General features: G+C 61.0%; 19 protein-coding genes and 1 tRNA gene. 15 read left to right on the plus strand and 5 right to left on the minus strand.

Annotated elements, in window-relative coordinates; genetic code table 11:
* Nucleotides 1–213: 213 nt before the first annotated feature.
* The gene (locus IPI71_02300) at nt 214–885 is read left to right on the plus strand and encodes an MTAP family purine nucleoside phosphorylase (GenBank protein ID QQR71908.1); all 672 of its coding nucleotides are present in this window, start codon (nt 214–216) and stop codon (nt 883–885) included.
* On the plus strand, nt 882–2,207 hold the full coding sequence (locus IPI71_02305) for an amidohydrolase family protein (protein ID QQR71372.1): 1,326 nt from the start codon (nt 882–884) through the stop codon (nt 2,205–2,207). The genes IPI71_02300 and IPI71_02305 overlap by 4 nt, the downstream gene beginning before the upstream one ends.
* Before the next feature lie 251 nt (nt 2,208–2,458).
* Here IPI71_02305 and IPI71_02310 read toward each other — a convergent pair whose 3' ends face one another.
* On the minus strand, nt 2,459–4,159 hold the full coding sequence (locus tag IPI71_02310) for an AMP-binding protein (protein QQR71373.1): 1,701 nt from the start codon (nt 4,157–4,159) through the stop codon (nt 2,459–2,461).
* An 89-nt stretch (nt 4,160–4,248) separates the two neighbouring features.
* Here IPI71_02310 and IPI71_02315 point away from each other — a divergent pair.
* The 10 genes from IPI71_02315 (at nt 4,249) to IPI71_02360 (ending at nt 8,423) form a co-directional block, all read left to right on the plus strand.
* Nucleotides 4,249–4,408, plus strand: a tRNA-Trp gene (locus IPI71_02315).
* A gap of 97 nt (nt 4,409–4,505) precedes the next feature.
* Nucleotides 4,506–5,687 (plus strand): bifunctional 5,6,7,8-tetrahydromethanopterin hydro-lyase/3-hexulose-6-phosphate synthase, encoded by a 1,182-nt coding sequence (locus IPI71_02320; protein QQR71374.1) that lies wholly within the window; start codon nt 4,506–4,508, stop codon nt 5,685–5,687.
* Between the two features lie 19 nt (nt 5,688–5,706).
* Nucleotides 5,707–6,033 carry a hypothetical protein gene (locus IPI71_02325; protein ID QQR71375.1) on the plus strand — a complete coding sequence of 109 codons (327 nt, stop codon included), beginning with the start codon at nt 5,707–5,709 and terminating at the stop codon, nt 6,031–6,033.
* 156 nt (nt 6,034–6,189) lie between these two features.
* Nucleotides 6,190–6,615, plus strand: coding sequence for a hypothetical protein (locus IPI71_02330; GenBank protein QQR71376.1), 426 nt, complete (start codon nt 6,190–6,192; stop codon nt 6,613–6,615).
* Between the two features lie 18 nt (nt 6,616–6,633).
* Entirely contained in the window at nt 6,634–7,050 is a 417-nt protein-coding gene (locus tag IPI71_02335) for a hypothetical protein (GenBank protein QQR71377.1), read from the plus strand.
* A 2-nt stretch (nt 7,051–7,052) separates the two neighbouring features.
* Entirely contained in the window at nt 7,053–7,358 is a 306-nt protein-coding gene (locus IPI71_02340) for a hypothetical protein (protein ID QQR71378.1), read from the plus strand.
* Nucleotides 7,359–7,360: 2 nt separating this feature from the next.
* Nucleotides 7,361–7,585, plus strand: a complete 225-nt coding sequence (locus IPI71_02345; protein QQR71379.1) for a hypothetical protein — start codon at nt 7,361–7,363, stop codon at nt 7,583–7,585.
* Nucleotides 7,582–7,923 (plus strand): hypothetical protein, encoded by a 342-nt coding sequence (locus tag IPI71_02350; GenBank protein QQR71380.1) that lies wholly within the window; start codon nt 7,582–7,584, stop codon nt 7,921–7,923. The genes IPI71_02345 and IPI71_02350 overlap by 4 nt, the downstream gene beginning before the upstream one ends.
* A gap of 61 nt (nt 7,924–7,984) precedes the next feature.
* On the plus strand, nt 7,985–8,212 hold the full coding sequence (locus IPI71_02355) for a hypothetical protein (GenBank protein QQR71909.1): 228 nt from the start codon (nt 7,985–7,987) through the stop codon (nt 8,210–8,212).
* Nucleotides 8,213–8,285: 73 nt separating this feature from the next.
* The gene (locus tag IPI71_02360; protein QQR71381.1) at nt 8,286–8,423 is read left to right on the plus strand and encodes a hypothetical protein; all 138 of its coding nucleotides are present in this window, start codon (nt 8,286–8,288) and stop codon (nt 8,421–8,423) included.
* Nucleotides 8,424–8,595: 172 nt separating this feature from the next.
* On the opposite strand, the gene IPI71_02365 is transcribed toward IPI71_02360, so the two are convergent.
* Together IPI71_02365 and IPI71_02370 are read right to left on the minus strand one after the other, a co-directional pair.
* Nucleotides 8,596–9,252: a metal-dependent hydrolase gene (locus tag IPI71_02365; protein QQR71382.1), complete on the minus strand. Its 657-nt coding sequence runs from the start codon at nt 9,250–9,252 to the stop codon at nt 8,596–8,598.
* Between the two features lie 53 nt (nt 9,253–9,305).
* On the minus strand, nt 9,306–9,914 hold the full coding sequence (locus IPI71_02370) for a response regulator receiver protein (protein QQR71910.1): 609 nt from the start codon (nt 9,912–9,914) through the stop codon (nt 9,306–9,308).
* A gap of 239 nt (nt 9,915–10,153) precedes the next feature.
* On the opposite strand from IPI71_02370, the gene glyS reads away from it, so the two are divergent.
* Together glyS and IPI71_02380 are read left to right on the plus strand one after the other, a co-directional pair.
* Nucleotides 10,154–11,869, plus strand: a complete 1,716-nt coding sequence (gene glyS, locus IPI71_02375) for a glycine--tRNA ligase (protein QQR71383.1) — start codon at nt 10,154–10,156, stop codon at nt 11,867–11,869.
* Between the two features lies 1 nt (nt 11,870).
* Complete coding sequence (locus IPI71_02380) at nt 11,871–14,105, plus strand: DEAD/DEAH box helicase (protein ID QQR71384.1); 2,235 nt, start codon at nt 11,871–11,873, stop codon at nt 14,103–14,105.
* On the opposite strand, the gene IPI71_02385 is transcribed toward IPI71_02380, so the two are convergent.
* Complete coding sequence (locus IPI71_02385) at nt 14,102–14,470, minus strand: hypothetical protein (protein QQR71385.1); 369 nt, start codon at nt 14,468–14,470, stop codon at nt 14,102–14,104. The genes IPI71_02380 and IPI71_02385 overlap by 4 nt on opposite strands.
* A 78-nt stretch (nt 14,471–14,548) precedes the next feature.
* Between IPI71_02385 and IPI71_02390 the strand changes: the two genes are divergently transcribed.
* Complete coding sequence (locus tag IPI71_02390; GenBank protein ID QQR71386.1) at nt 14,549–14,812, plus strand: UPF0147 family protein; 264 nt, start codon at nt 14,549–14,551, stop codon at nt 14,810–14,812.
* A gap of 50 nt (nt 14,813–14,862) precedes the next feature.
* Here the strand turns inward: IPI71_02390 and IPI71_02395 are convergent, their stop codons facing one another.
* Nucleotides 14,863–15,276, minus strand: a complete 414-nt coding sequence (locus tag IPI71_02395; protein ID QQR71911.1) for a YjbQ family protein — start codon at nt 15,274–15,276, stop codon at nt 14,863–14,865.
* Nucleotides 15,277–15,338: the final 62 nt, after the last annotated feature.

Below are 15,338 nucleotides of genomic sequence, written 5' to 3' on the forward strand. Positions count from 1 at the left end.
AACCGGTCAAAGGCATGGAGCGCCTCCCCGATGTCCGGGTAGCACATCACAAAGGAGTGCGGCAATGGTCCCCGCCAGGGGAACACCCCGGGGGGCACAGGTATTGCCCACGCCGTCCACTCCCCCGATCCACGCGGAGCCCTGGTCCTTTGATCGAAACTGATACCATCATGGCCTCACCTCACTAGTATGGATATGGAAGGTGTGGCCGGGATGCTCGGGATTATCGGAGGGACAAGCCTGCTCTACGCTGAACTGCCGGAACTGGAAAAGACCATGGTGCACACCCCGTTTGGGAACTCCGAGGTCTTTTGCGGGGATTACGCACTCCTCCTCCGCCACCAGGGCGGACGGCCCCCGCACCGCATCAACTTCCGGTCTCACCTCGCGGCGCTTGCCATCCTCGGGGTAACGCGGGTTGTAACAATCGGCTCGGCCGGATCGCTGCACCGGGAGATCGTCCCCGGCTCGCTGGTCATCCCGGACGATTATGCCAGCACCAGCACGATCCCCTCCATCCACGAACACCGGATCCGGCATGTCAACCCCGGGTTCACCCCTTCGCTCCGTCACCTCCTGGGATCAATTATCCCTGAAGCGCGGGCCGGAGGGATCTATGTCCAGACCAGGGGACCACGGATCGAGACCGTCGCCGAGGTCCGTGCCTTCGCCCGGTCGGCAGATATCGTCGGAATGACCATCGCCTCCGAGGCAACGCTGGCCGTCGAGCTCGGCATGGAGGTCGCCGCCCTCTGCACCATCGACAACTATGCCAACGGGCTCTCGGAGGAGCCTCTGACCTACGAACACATGCTTGCATCTGCTGCTGTCCACCGGGAACGCACCACCAGGGTGGTCGGCGCTATCGTGCGGGGGATCGCATGACGGAGCGTGCCGTTGAGTTCCCGGACCGGCGTGGTTCGATCCTGATCGAGGACGTCCTGACCCTGGAGGGGCGCCGCGATATCTTTATCGGCGATACCGGCCTCATCGAGGCCGCTGGGGAGGGCATCGGGGTCTCCTGCAGGAGTGGCGCCGGGTACCGGATCCCGGGTGCGGACCTGCTTGCCCTCCCGGGGCTGGTCAACACCCATACCCATGCCGCAATGTCGCTGCTGCGCGGGTATGCCGATGACCTGCCTCTCCAGGACTGGCTCTCGGAGAAGATCTGGCCGCTCGAAGCCCTCCTGACCGGCGACGATGTTTACTGGGGCACCCGTCTTGCCTGCCTCGAGATGATCCGCAGCGGGACCACCGCCTTTGCAGACATGTATTTCTTCATGGAGGACGCGGCAAGGGCGGTCGCCGACTCCGGCGTGAAGGCCGTGCTCTCCTACGGGTTCATCGATCTCTGTGATCCCGACCGGCGTGAACGCGAGATCGCGGCGACGGAACGGATGATAAAGGCCATACGGTCGATGGGAAACCCAAAGATACAGCCGGCACTCGGGCCCCATGCCGTGTACACGGTCTCGGAGGAGGGACTCTGCTGGTGCGCCGAGAAAAGTGCTGATGAGAAGATCATCGTCCAGGTCCACCTCGCCGAAACCGAGAGAGAGGTGACCGATGCGGTCCGCCAGCATGGCCGAAGACCGGTCCGGCTCCTCGACGACTGCGGGCTCCTTTCTCCCCGGACCCTGGCCGCCCACGGGTGCTGGCTCGACCAGGCGGAGTGTGCACTGCTCGGTAGACAGGGGGTGCACGTAGCGCACAACCCGGCAAGCAACATGAAACTCGCCGTAGGCAGGGCGCTTCCCTATCCCTGGCTGCGGGATGCCGGGGTGAACGTGACCCTCGGCACAGACGGGTGTGCCTCCAACAACAACCTCGACCTCTTCGAGGAGATGAAGACCGCAGCCCTCCTGCAGAAATTTTACTGGAACTCCCAGACCATCCTCCCTGCCCCCGAAGCCCTGTATATGGCCACAGCGGCCGGTGCCCGTGCGCTGGGACTGGGGAACGGTACGCTGGCACCCGGCCAGCCTGCCGATATCATCCTGCTTGACCGGTACGCGGTCTGCAATACCCCCCTCCACAACCCGGCATCGAACCTGGTCTATTCCTGCTCCGGCTCTGCGGTGCGGACCGTCATATGCCACGGGGAAGTACTGATGCAGGACCGGATCATCCCCGGCGAGGAGGAAGTCATCAGGAGAGCATCCGCCGCGGCTGCTGACCTGGTGAGGCGGGGCCCGGGGGGTGCGTGAGATACCAATCCCGATGTACTGGTGGTAACCCTGAAAAACAACGGTTAGAGAAGGACAGGAATATTTTGTCCGGCCGTTTCCTGAATTAACCCGGCTCCCTGGTTACAGCCCGCGGGTTGTGCTCCTCTATCAGTCCCGCGGCTACCCCCAATGGGTGGCCATCGGACCGGTTTGGAACCGGGTATGGGAACGGGCAGCCGCTCCAGGAAAAGGCCGGTGGCCGGTTCCGTGGCGGGCACCGGCGCCAGGGATTATGCCGTCTCCACCTGCGAGACATCCTCGAGCCCGAGTTCGCGGATCGAGGCCTCCCGCATCCTGAACTTCTGGATCTTCCCGGTCACGCTCATCGGGAACTCGGAAACGAACTTCACGTACCGCGGAACCTTGTAATGCGCGATCTTCCCGCGGCAGTACTCCCTGACTTCGTCCGCAGTCAGGGTTTCCTGCCCCTTCACCATGACCCACGCCATCAGTTCCTCGCCGTACCTGTCGTCCGGGACGCCGATCACGTAGACATCGGCGATCTTCGGGTGACGGTGGAGGAACTCCTCGATCTCCCGGGGGTAGATGTTCTCTCCTCCCCGGATGACCATGTCCTTCAGGCGGCCGACGATTTTCACGTATCCCTCATCGTCCATGGTGCCGAGGTCCCCGGTATGGTTCCATCCTTCGGGATCGATGGTGGCGTGCGTCGCGCTCGGGTTGTTATAGTAGCACTTCATCACGCAGTACCCCCGGGCGCATATCTCTCCGATCTCTCCCCGCGGGACGACCCGGCCGCTCGAGGGATCAACGATCTTGAGCTCGGTGTGGGGAAAGACGCGGCCAACGGTGGAGACCCTCCGGTTGAGCGGGTCCCGGGTGGTGGTCATGGTGAGCCCCGGTGATGTCTCGGTCTGACCGTACACGATCACGATCCCGGACATGTTCATCCTGCGGCTGACGTCTTTCATCACCTCGATGGGGCAGGGGGACCCGGCCATGATCCCGGTGCGAAGCGTGCTCATCGAGTACTTCGGGAAGTCCGGGTGCGCCAGCTCGGCAATGAACATGGTAGGGACCCCGTGCAGTGCCGTGCACCGCTCCTGCTCGATGGTCTTAAGCACGTCCTCGACGCTGAAGGCAGGGGATGGGAGCACCATGGTTGAGCCGTGGGTCATGCATGCGAGGTTCGAGAGCACCATGCCGAAGCAATGGTAGAAGGGGACCGGGATGCAGAGGCGGTCCTCCTCAGAAAAATTCATTCCTTCACCGATGATGAACCCGTTGTTCAGCACCCCGTGGTGGGTCAGCACCACCCCTTTCGGAAACCCCGTGGTCCCGCTGGTATACTGGATGTTGATGGCATCATCAAAACCGAGGGCTTCTTCCCGGGCCACGAGCTCGTCCATGCTGACCTCCTGCCCCCGCCCCATGAGATCGGGCCAGGTAAACATCCCGTTATGGGGGACATCCCCGAGGAAGATGACGTTCCTGAGGAACGGGAACTTCTCGCTGATCAGCCGGCCCGGGCGCGATTCGGTGGCCCGGGGACAGGCTTCGTAGAACATACCGACGTAATCGGAGGTCTTGAACCGCCCCTGGAGGATCAGGGTCTGGATCTCGGCCTGTTTCAGGACGTATCCGAGTTCGTAGGTACGGTAGGCCGGGTTGATGTTCACCATGATTGCCCCGATCTTCGCCGTGGCAAACTGGACAACGATCCACTCGGCATAGTTCATCGCCCAGATCCCGACCCGGTCACCCTTGCCCACCCCGAGGGCCATGAGGCCGCGGGCGATCCTGTTCACCTCTTCGAGGAGCTCCCGCCAGGTCCACCGGATGCCCTGGTGGACCGATACCACGGCTTCGGTGCCAGGGAAACGTGCCGCTATGGAATTGAGCATTTCGCCGATTGTCAAGCCGAGGAGAGGGGAAGGTGAGGTGCCGCAATCATAGCTCCGCAGGACCATCCCAGAACATGAGGCGGTCGCAGGATATAGAATTACTGATATTCCAATCCACAACCATTAAATCGGGTCACGGCGATTTTTTAGAGGAAGGGGTCGTGGCCTAGTCCGGAATGGCGACGGGCTCCAGCGGTCTTTCGCGTCGTGTGGATGATGAACAATGGGTCTCCTGATTCCTGGTGATGATCCGTTGGAGCACTGACGCATGTCGGAGAGACCCGTCGATCGTGAGTTCAAATCTCACCGGCCCCACATTTCTCCGGGTTGCCTGGTATCGTTTTTCCGTCGCTGGCCGTGGGGTTTTTAAATTACCATCCCAAACCTAGTAGGCAGGAATGCGGAGTATGGTATGTATCTTGTAGGTGAAGCACTGGTCGGCGACGGGCCCGAACTGGCTCATATCGACCTCATTATCGGTGAGAAAGAGGGTCCGGTCGGCGCAGCGTTTGCCAATGCCCTCTCCCAGCTCTCTGCCGGGCACACGCCGCTTCTCGCGGTCGTGCGGCCAAACCTCCTTACCAAGCCGGCAACGCTGGTCATCCCCAAGGTGACGCTGAAGAAAGAAGGACAGGTCCGGGAGATGTTCGGCCCGGTCCAGGCCGCTGTGGCAAAGGCCGTGGCCGATTTCGTCGAAGAGGGAGCGTTTGGCACACATGACCTCGAGTCGCTGGTGGTGCTGGCGAGCGTGTATCTCGATCCCGGTGCTGCCGACTTCAACCGCATCTACCGGTTCAACTACGGGGCCATGAAACTCGCCCTCCGTAGGGCGATGGAAGGGTTCCCGGACAGGGCAACCATCCTCTACGAGAAGGACCGCTCGGCCCACGCGGTCATGGGCTTCAAGGTCCAGCGGCTGTGGGACCCTCCCTATCTCCAGGTCGCCATCGACCTCGTCGAGATGAAGAAAGTGGCATCCGTCCTCTCTGAACTCCCCGAGAACGACCACCTCCTGATCGAGGCCGGGACCCCGCTGATCAAGAAATTCGGCCTCCAGGTCATCTCCGAGATCCGGAAGATCCGGCCAAACGCCTTCATCATCGCCGACATGAAGGTGCTCGATACCGGCAACCTCGAGGCCCGCATGGCTGCCGACTCCTCGGCAGATGCGGTGGTCATATCCGGCCTTGCCCCCCTGCAGACCCTGGAGAAGGCGATCGCGGAGGCAAAAAAGACCGGGATCTACTCCTTTGTGGACATGCTGAACGTGGCCGACCCGGTGAAGGTGCTCAAGTCGCTCAAGGCAAAGCCGGACGTTGTCGAGCTCCACCGGGCCATCGATGCCGAGGATACCGCCCATGCCTGGGGCGATATCCCGGCCCTGAAGAAGGCAGCGGGTGGAAAGCTCCTTGTTGCGACCGCCGGGGGGATCAGGGTGGACGTGGTCAGGGACGCTGTCAGGGCAGGTGCCGATATCATCGTGGTCGGCAGGGCGATTACCGCCAGCAAGGACCCCCATACCCAGGCCGACCTTTTCCTCGAGCAGCTGAACCGGGAAGAGATCGACCAGTTCCGGGTGATGACCGATTTCTGAAAACCAGGTCCCGCCTGCCATGACCAGGCGCGACGATATCATAAGGGAGGCGGACCTCGGTCCCTGGGTGCTCACCGGCCGGAGCTACCCGCACCCCCTGCCCGACGATGCCGCTCCATTTTACTGTTACACCCGGGACGGGGGACATTCCCTGCTAGTTGTCCTCGAAAACGAGTACAGGGCCGGGGAAAAGCCGGAACGGTTCGTTATTCCCGCCCCGGTGAAGACGGTACTCAGGGCCGGGTACCGGGTGAAAGACGACCTCCTGTGGAGCACCCTTCCCTACGAGCGCGATTCCGGGCTGGTGGTGGAGGAGGGTGACCTCGAGTTCTCACCTTCCGGTTAATTCCTTTCCTCCGGGAGACCTCCCTGGATCCCGGAGTTCCCCAAAAAACCCGGTTCCCACGCCCGTTCACCGATCGCTGCGGTTATCCCTCTATCGACCGGATATCGACGCATGGTGAATAAGCATTAATAGGATCGAATATCATCTCTGACTGCTATGGAGGACGCAGTTACACTCAAGGTGAAAGTCCGCACATTCCCGAGCAGGGGGCGTGCCAGGGTACATGAATCGGTGATGCCGTTGCTTTCCGCAAAAGAGGGAGATGCCTTCCTCATCGCCAGGTACCCGGCGGTATGGGATGACAGGACCAGGGCCGTCAGCGTGACCGGGTATGCTGACACCATGGTCGACAAATCGGTCATCATGTTGAGCCCTGAAGATATAGCATCGCTGGGTGTTGCCGAAGGTGACATGGTCTCGGTGATGAGAAAGGTCACCCTTGCAGAAAAGGTCACGAAGGAGGCAACAAGAGCCGGGGAGTTCGTGAAAGAAGGGGCAACAAAAGCGGGGAAGGCCGTTGAGGAAGGTGCAAAGGACGTGGCTGGAAAGGTAGTGCCGAAAAAAGGCGGAAAGGAGCTGTAATTTCGGGGGAGATGACCTGTGGCAGATGCAACAACAGCCGTAGCCGCCTCGACATCACCCTACTGGACGTGGTTCCAGTCGGTCTTCTGGATCATCATCCTGGTTATCATCCTCATCGTCTTCTACTTCATCATCAGGGAGGTCCGGTTGTGGCGGAACACACCGAGGCTCGCTGAGATCGACCTTGAAAAAGAGAAACTGAACCTGATGAAGACCGAGATGGGACAGCCCGGCCGGTCGTTCTTCCGTGTCTCACCCGAACAACTGGGCGAGATCCGCACGCTCGACGAGGAGAATGCAGCGCTTGCAACCGATATCTTTGCAAAACACAGCATCGTTGACAAGAGGATCGAGCGGCTCGAGAACATGGTGAAGATAACGAAGCTCGACCGGATGGTCGAAAAGATCAAAGACGAGGAGAAGAGGCTGCGGTGATGATGATGTTTGAGACAGCAGCGGGGGAAATGGCCAGGAAACCCTCGTTCAGGGAATCGCTGGCCGCCCTTCCGGGAACAATCGGGTCAAAGCTGCCCTCCCTGGACAAGAGCCTTGACCGGTACTACGACGCCCACATGTCCGCGATCATCAGCGAGTGGAGGCTGATCACCATGCACACCCTCGATGACCTCGATGACCGGCTGGATGCGATCACGGCTGAAATCCGGAACCTCGAGAAGGGCAGGGACGAGATAATGAAGCGGGCGGCCGTCCTTGAATCCGGCATCCGCGAGCTGGAGGCCTGACCATGCCCGGGATGGACAGCTACATGAATGCCTACCTGGACCGGAGGATGAAGGACCTGATCCGGGACTGGGACCTTGCCACCGAAAACGATCTCGGCGATTTCGAGACCCGTCTCAGAAGGATTGAGGAGGCTGCACAGGAGGTCGGGTCCTTCGAGACCAGCGCCAGGATAAAGCTGGAATATCTCGAACAACGCCTTGCGCGGTTGAAGGAGGCCCGGCGATGACGCCGCTTGAGGCTGCACTGATGGTCATCATCGTCGCCATCCTCCTGTTTGTCATCTACTACTACTGGCGAGGGGTGAAAGGGGATGTATCGCTCCGGCGGCCGATGGAGAGCAGGGTGGATGAGTATCTCGACCGCCGGTTCGAGATGATGATCGATGAATGGTCGCTCGTCACCCGGACCAAACTCCAGTCGTTCCGGCAGTCAAAGGACCAGATCCTTGAGGCGAACGAAGCAAAAGTGGCATCACTCAAGGGTTTTTCGGAAACGATGGAGGAGAACCTGAAGAACCTGGAGGGTCGGCTGAGTGCTCTGGAAGAACAGATCGGCCAGAAGTAAGGATGCCGGCCTGAAGGGCGGGCGGGACCTCCTCGCCCGGATACGGGCGGATGTCCCGGTGATGCGAAAACCGGGGGTTCCGCCCGGAAAAGACCCGGCCAGTTTCGCGCGCTTCACCTGCGATCTCTGCAGCAGTTCCTTTCCCCTGAACGAGCTTCGCCAGTGCACCCTGTGCGGGAGATGGGCCTGCCCCACCTGCTGGACGGAAGAGTATTACATCTGCAATTCGTGCAACGGGATCCTCCGAATCCACCTCATACCGGACCGGCGGAGGACCGGGTCCACGTGAAAAAGAACCACCTTTTTTTCCAGTGAAACGCACCTGGGGCTTCCGGGCCGAATCCCGCCCTGGTGAAAACCGCATGCGGTTTTTTACTCTTTTTATGCTCGGCGGGCAGGACGGCCACGGGGGGTTTTCCCGGGAGATGCCTCCGGCAATTTCATCCTGCACGCTCGTGCCCCTCAAGGGTCCCGGGGAATGCTTCATCATGCCCGGATAGTGCACCACCACCCTTGCCCGGCGATGAGAACCCTCCTTTTAGTCTGCGGGTCCCAGGGGGAGAGAAAGGGAATCGGAGGGTCTCCCGGGCCCCGGGATCTTCATTACCCGCCCTTCACGCTGCACCCGCACCGATTGCATTCCGGGGAAAGCAGGCCGCCCCGGAAGAACGATCAGGGGATGGAAATCGTGTCTCCGGGTTTGAGGATCTCCACCTGGATATCGGTCGTTCTCTCGAGGGCAGCCTTGAACGGCACCGGGTCCTGGCGGATTACCGGCCAGGTGTTGTAGTGGATAGGGATGACCAGCGGGGCCCCGATGAACCGTGCGGCAATCATCGCCTCCTCCGGGGCCATGGTGTACCGGCCGCCGATGGGGAGCAGGGCCACGTCCGGGTGGTAGAGCTCTCCGATAAGCTTCATGTCCGAGAAGAGCGCCGTGTCCCCGGCATGGTAAACGGACACCCCTTCCATACCGATCACGAAGCCGGCAGACCCGCCGCCATTATAGCCGGGTCCTGCCTCCTCGATCCACGAAGAATGGATGGCAGGGGTCATCCTGAAGGAAACGCCGTCAATGGTGACCATTCCCCCGTGGTTCATCCCCTCTGCGGGGACTCCCTGATCCTTCAGGTACTTTGCAACCTCGTTGATCGCCACGGTCGGGCGGCTGAGCCTGGCTGCTTCCCCGAGGTGATCGGCATGGCCGTGGGTGACGGCGACCAGGTCTATATCAGCCGGGAGCTTTCCCTCGGGGATGAACGGATCGACCAGGACTGATTTTTTTCCGGAAAGGAGCACGCATGCATGCCCGAGAAAGGTGAGGTCCATGGTTGTTACATACTCCCCCTGGACAGAAAAAAAGTTCGGAGAGTTACTGCCTTTCAGGCGACGTCGATCAGTTCTGCTTCCGTGATATCGATCGATTCACCAAGGGCGTCCCTGGTAGCGCTCCGGGTCATCTGCTCGGAGAGGTCGCGATCTTCCATCACGTCCTTAATCCGTTCAAGGTAAGGATCGATACTCGCGTCGTCGCGCTGCTCGATGACATGGCGGTACTCCCGGAGTGTTGAGGGACTCACCCCCAGCTCATCGCTGACCTCCTTCATGGTCTTGCCGGAATCGAGAAGTTCCTCCATCTTTTCCCTGTCAAAGGGCATCCGGAAATCAAGGTCCCTGAAGAGCTTGAGCCTCACCCGTGCCCGGGCAACAGTCTTTGAGAGCTTCTCGTCCCCCAGTTCCCGTGCGATCTCCGTGTCGTTCCTCCCTGCATAGTACGCCGAGACCAGCTTCGCCAGCTGGATTGGTTTCAGTTTCGTCTTAAAAAGCCCCTGTTCCAGTATTTCCCGCATGACAAGGGCGATTTCCCGCTCAATTGCTTCACGGTCGCGCAGGGTCCCGTGAATTTTCTTCATCGGTTCAACAATCTTTGTTTTCCCCGAAATGTCGGCAAAGAGCTGGAACAACTGCGATTTCCTGTTGTCGTCCTGCATGTTTGAATTACCGAAATACATACCGGGCAATATATTTAAGACTATCTCATTGGCCCTGCCCTGGTGAAAATACGAATGGAAAAGGCTTTAAACCGTGCACGCGTGTTTATCCAGGTTTTTGTGACAGTGGCCGATTGTCCCCTGCGCCTGGGAATGGGCCCCCCACCACCCCCGCCGCTTCCCTTCCCAGAGAGCTTTTTGTCCCGGATGTCCAATAGAATTAAAGCACCGTGATCGCCATGAGTGATACCTATGAGAGGATAATGGACCTGGCAAAACGGCGGGGGTTCATCTGGCCGACATCGGAGTGCTACGGTTCGGTGGCCGGTTTTATCGACTACGGTCCGCTCGGATCGATGATGAAGCGGAACATCGAGAACACCTGGAGGAAGTTTTACATCATCCAGGAAGGCTACTACGAGATCGAGTGCCCGACCATCGGGCAGGAAGACATTTTCATAGCCTCGGGCCACGTGAAAGGTTTCTCGGACAAGATGTGCCAGTGCCCCAGCTGCAGGGAGTTCCTGCGGGCCGACCATATCGCCGAAGCGCATGGCGTGACCGGCGCATCAGTGCTTGGCACCGAAGACCTGGCGCGCCTGATCTGCACGCTCCCCTGCCCGGCATGCGAAGAAGTGCTTGGACCGGTGGAGGTCTTCAATTTCAACCTGATGTTCCAGACCGCAATCGGCCCTGGTTCCCAGCGCAGGGGGTACCTCAGGCCGGAGACCGCACAGGGGATGTTTACCGATTTCCAGCGCCTGCTCAGGTTCTACCGCGACAAGCTCCCGTTCGGCGCGGTCCAGATCGGCAAGTCCTTCAGGAACGAGATATCACCACGGCAGGGAATGATCCGGCTGCGCGAGTTCACGCAGGCCGAGGCCGAGATATTCGTCCATCCCGGGGAGAAGAACCACCCTGCTTTCTCCCGGTACGAAGGGTATCGGGTCCCGCTCCTCTCCATTGCCCGGCAGGAGAAGAACCAGCCGCCGGTACCCTGCACCATGGGAGAGGCGGTCAGGGAGGGGACGGTCGCCAACCAGTACGTGGCGTACTACCTTGCCCTCACCCACGAACTGCTGGTATCCATCGGGGTGAACCCCGAAAAGCTCCGGTTCAGGCAGCACCTCCCTGACGAACGCGCTCACTACGCCGAAGACTGCTGGGATGCCGAGATCTACTCAGACCGGTTCGGGTGGGTGGAGACGGTCGGGATTGCGGACCGGACCGATTACGACCTCCGCGCCCACGAGCGGCAGAGCGGGGAGCGGTTCTCGGTCTTCATCCCCTACGATACTCCCCGGAGAGAGAGCCGGATACGGGTGGTCCCTGACATGGGGGCGCTCGGCCCACGGTTCCGCGGAAATGCGAGGGCCGTGGCCGAGGCGCTCTGCGCGACAGTCCCGGGGCCGGAGGGGCTGACCGTCACCATCGACGGCAACCCCGTGCGGATAACCCCGGACCTCTACACGGTGAAGGAAGAGGTCGTCGAAGTTCCCGGGGCCGAGGTCGTCCCCCACGTCATCGAGCCTTCCTACGGGATCGACCGGATGATCTACGCCGTGCTTGAACACAGCTACTTCGAAGAGATGGTCGAGGGCGAGGAGCGCCGGGTGCTAAGGCTACCCCCGGGAATCGCCCCTGTCCAGGTCGCGGTGCTGCCCCTCATGAACCGCGACGGGCTGCCGGAGATTGCCGGGGAGATCGTGGAGGACGTGCGGGGGCAGGGGATCCTTGCCCAGTACGACGACTCCGGAGCGATCGGGAGGCGTTACCGCAGGCAGGACGAGGTCGGCACCCCGTTTGCGATCACAGTTGACTATGAGACCAGGGAAGACCAGACGGTTACCCTCCGTGACCGGGACAGCATGCGCCAGGTCAGGGTCCCGATCGAGGGGATCGGTAGCTTCGTCAGGTCCCTGATCGAGGGACGCAGGAGTTTTGCCGGACTCTGATATGGACTGGATCACCCACCCTCTCATCCGCCCGGAGAGCCTGGAGTCGAGGGCGTACCAGCTCTCGATCGCCATGCGGGCGCTGGATGGCAATACCATGGTGGTACTGCCTACCGGGCTGGGCAAGACGGCCATCGCCCTCCTGGTGGCGGCATCCCGGCTCTACAACGAAGGGGGGCGGGTGATGATGCTCGCCCCGACCAAACCGCTGGTCGAACAGCACTACCGGTTCTTCAGGAAGTACCTTGCTGCCGGGGGAGATGAGGGTTCATGGAGGGTCTTCACCGGCGAGAGTCCCCCGGGCGAGAGACGGGAAGAGTTCCTGGGAGCCAGGGTCATCTTCGCCACGCCCCAGGTGATCAAGAACGACCTCCTCTCCGGTGCCTATACGCTCGATGATGTCAGCCTGCTTATCGTTGACGAGTGCCATCGTGCGGTCGGCAATTACGCTTACGTATTCATCGCCGGCCGGTACCGCGAGACCGCCCGATCGCCGCTGATCCTAGCCATGACCGCCTCGCCGGGCGGAAAAGAGGAGAAAGTGCAGGAGGTCTGCCGGAACCTCGGCACGGGGATCATCGAGACGCGGTCAGAGCATGATGCCGATGTCGCCCCCTACATCCACCAGCGGGATATCGAGGTTATCGAAGTCCCTCTCCCCCCTGCGCTCAAAGCAGCAGTGGATGACCTGAACGAACTGCTGGACCGCAGGCTTGCACGGTTCGGTGACCTAGGTTATACCGTCCCCCACCGCCAGGAGCTCTCGATGAAGAGCCTCCAGGCCCTCAACGCCCGGATCCAGGAACGGATCCAGGAACGCGATCCGGCCGGGTATGCTGCCGCATCCCTGTACGCCGAGGTGATGAAGCTTCGGCATGCCGTCTCGCTTGCCGAATCGCAGGGGAGCCGGGTGCTCGCCGGCTATATCACCCGCCTCTTTTCAGAGGGGACGACCGGTGGCGGGTCAAAAGCTGCCGGGCGGCTGGCACGCGACCCTGCCTTCGCCAGTCTCCGGGAACGCTGCATGTCGTGGACCGGTGAGCTCCTCCCAAAGATGGAGATCGTGGCCCAGGTGGCGGAGCGCCAGCTCTCGGAATTCCCGGAGAGCAGGATCATCGTCTTTGCAAGCTTCCGGGACATGGTCCAGCAGATCGTCGATTTCCTGGACTCACGCGGTATCCCTGCCGAGCGGTTCGTGGGCCAGGCCACGAAAGACACCGAGCGGGGCCTCTCCCAGAAGAAGCAGATCGAGGCACTCGACCGGTTCCGGGCCGGGGCCTTCAGGGTGCTCGTCGCCACCTCGGTCGGGGAGGAGGGGCTCGATGTGCCTTCGACCGACATGGTCATCTTCTATGAGGCGGTACCGTCCGAGATCAGGAGCATTCAGCGGAAAGGGAGGACCGGGAGGAGCGGGAGCGGGCGGGTGGTGGTGCTGGTCACCAAGGGGACCTCTGATGAGACCTACCGGTTCGTGAGCCTGGCGCGTGAGAAGGCCATGGCGAGCGGGATCCGGCGCATTGGTGGGAGGATAGAGATAGATACCCCGGCCCCTGCACCCGGGGCGCTGCAGACGAAGATCGAAGAGTTCACCGAGGACCGGCCGGAGATCGTGGTGGATGACCGCGAGACCTCCTCCCGGGTCGTGGAACGGCTGAGCAGTCTCGGGTTACGGATCTCGATCCGCAGGCTGGAATCAGGTGATTACGCCATCAACGACCGGATCCTGGTCGAGCGGAAACGGTCACGGGACTTTGTCGATACGCTGGTGGACCGCGATCTTTTCGGCCAGCTGCGGGACCTTGCATCCCAGGCCCTGCGGCCGGTACTCATCATCGAAGGGGGAGACCTTTATTCCCAGCGCGACATCCACCAGAACGCGCTGCGAGGGACGCTCGCGGCGATCGCCATCGATCTCGGTATCGCGGTGTTCTTCACCCGTGACGAAGATGATACCGCCCAGCTGCTGGCGGTCATCGCCCGCCGGGAGGGGGAGCGTGGGGATCGCCAACCCCGTATCCCGCTCCACAAGACCGCCCGCTCCCCCCGGGAGGAGATGGAACTGGTGATAGCCTCTTTCCCGGAGATCGGGGCGAGAAATGCGCGGGAGCTGCTCTCTGAACTCGGGTCGATCCGGGCCATTGTCGATGCGTCTGAAGAAGAACTGGCCCGGGTCCGGGGTATCGGGCAGAAGAAAGCCCGCCGGATCGCCGATCTTTCCCGTAGGGAGTATTCCTAGCCAAGGAGCCGGAGGGCTTCGATCCCCCTCTTGAGGGCGTTCACGAGGACCATCACCCGTTCGGGGTCCGGTTCCTCCCGGATGCGGAGGGAGAGCGCGACCAGAGTCTCTTCGAGCGTGACGGCGAGAGCGGGGGAGGTTCCCCGGGGAGATTCTCCCCGGACCCTGATCGTCCCGGCGGCGTATGCAGGCTGCTCTCCCCTGATCCCGGCCGGCTCATCCCGTTTTTCTGCTTCCCTGCAGACAACGCACAGGGTCTGGCCATCGATCTCAAAAAGGGGGCAGCCACAGGAGGGGCAGGTGGCCGAGAGCATCTTTCCCCCCTTGAGCAGGTACTCTGCCATGATCTCGTCTTCGCTTTTCATGAGGGCACGTCCGAACTGATATGTTTTATCAAACTATATAAATGGGAATAGTTGATTACTAAAAGAAGAGGGGACAGCATGCCGAATCCCGAAAAGACCATAGATAAATGTATCCAGATGCTCCAGCACATCATGGACGACAGCACCATCCCCCGGAACATCCGCCGGGTTGCCGATGAAACCAGGCAGCTGCTGCTGAACCAGAACAAGGGGACCGGGCTTCGTGCGGCCGAAGCAATCTCAAAGATCGATGAGATCAGCAATGATCCGAATATGCCGGTCCATGCACGGACCCGTATCTGGGAGCTCGTCTCAACGCTCGAGACCATCCCGCTCGACTGAGCAGGACTCTTTTCCGGGGCCGGGGCCCTGGTCCCGGCATCGTACCGGCCTTACGCCGCCACCGTTACGATGACCGTCCTGGTCCTCCCCCGGCGCACATCAAGTTCGAGCATTACCACCTGCTGCCATGTGCCGAGCATCGGCTCTCCGTCGCCGACCGGGATGGTGATCGACGGGCCGATGACAGATGCCTTCACATGCGACCTGCCGTTCCCGTCCCCCCACCTGCTGTCGTGGGCATAGGGGATGTTATCGGGCGCAACCCGTGATAGTGCGGCGTTCAAATCAGAGAGCACGCCGGGTTCGTACTCGATGGTGGTGACAGCGGCAGTCGAACCGGTGATGAACACGTGGACCAGTCCCTCTTTTACCGCGCTTTCCCTGACAATATCCCTGATCCGCGGGGTGAGATCGATGATCTCGCCTTCCGCCCTGGTCGTTACCTCAAAACCCTTCCGGTACATATACTCTATCATGAACAACTCCCGGTTGTATAGGTTTTTTCGCGGGACAGGTTCCCGTGTGC

Source organism: Methanolinea sp. (assembly GCA_016699325.1).
GTDB lineage: Archaea > Halobacteriota > Methanomicrobia > Methanomicrobiales > Methanospirillaceae > UBA9949.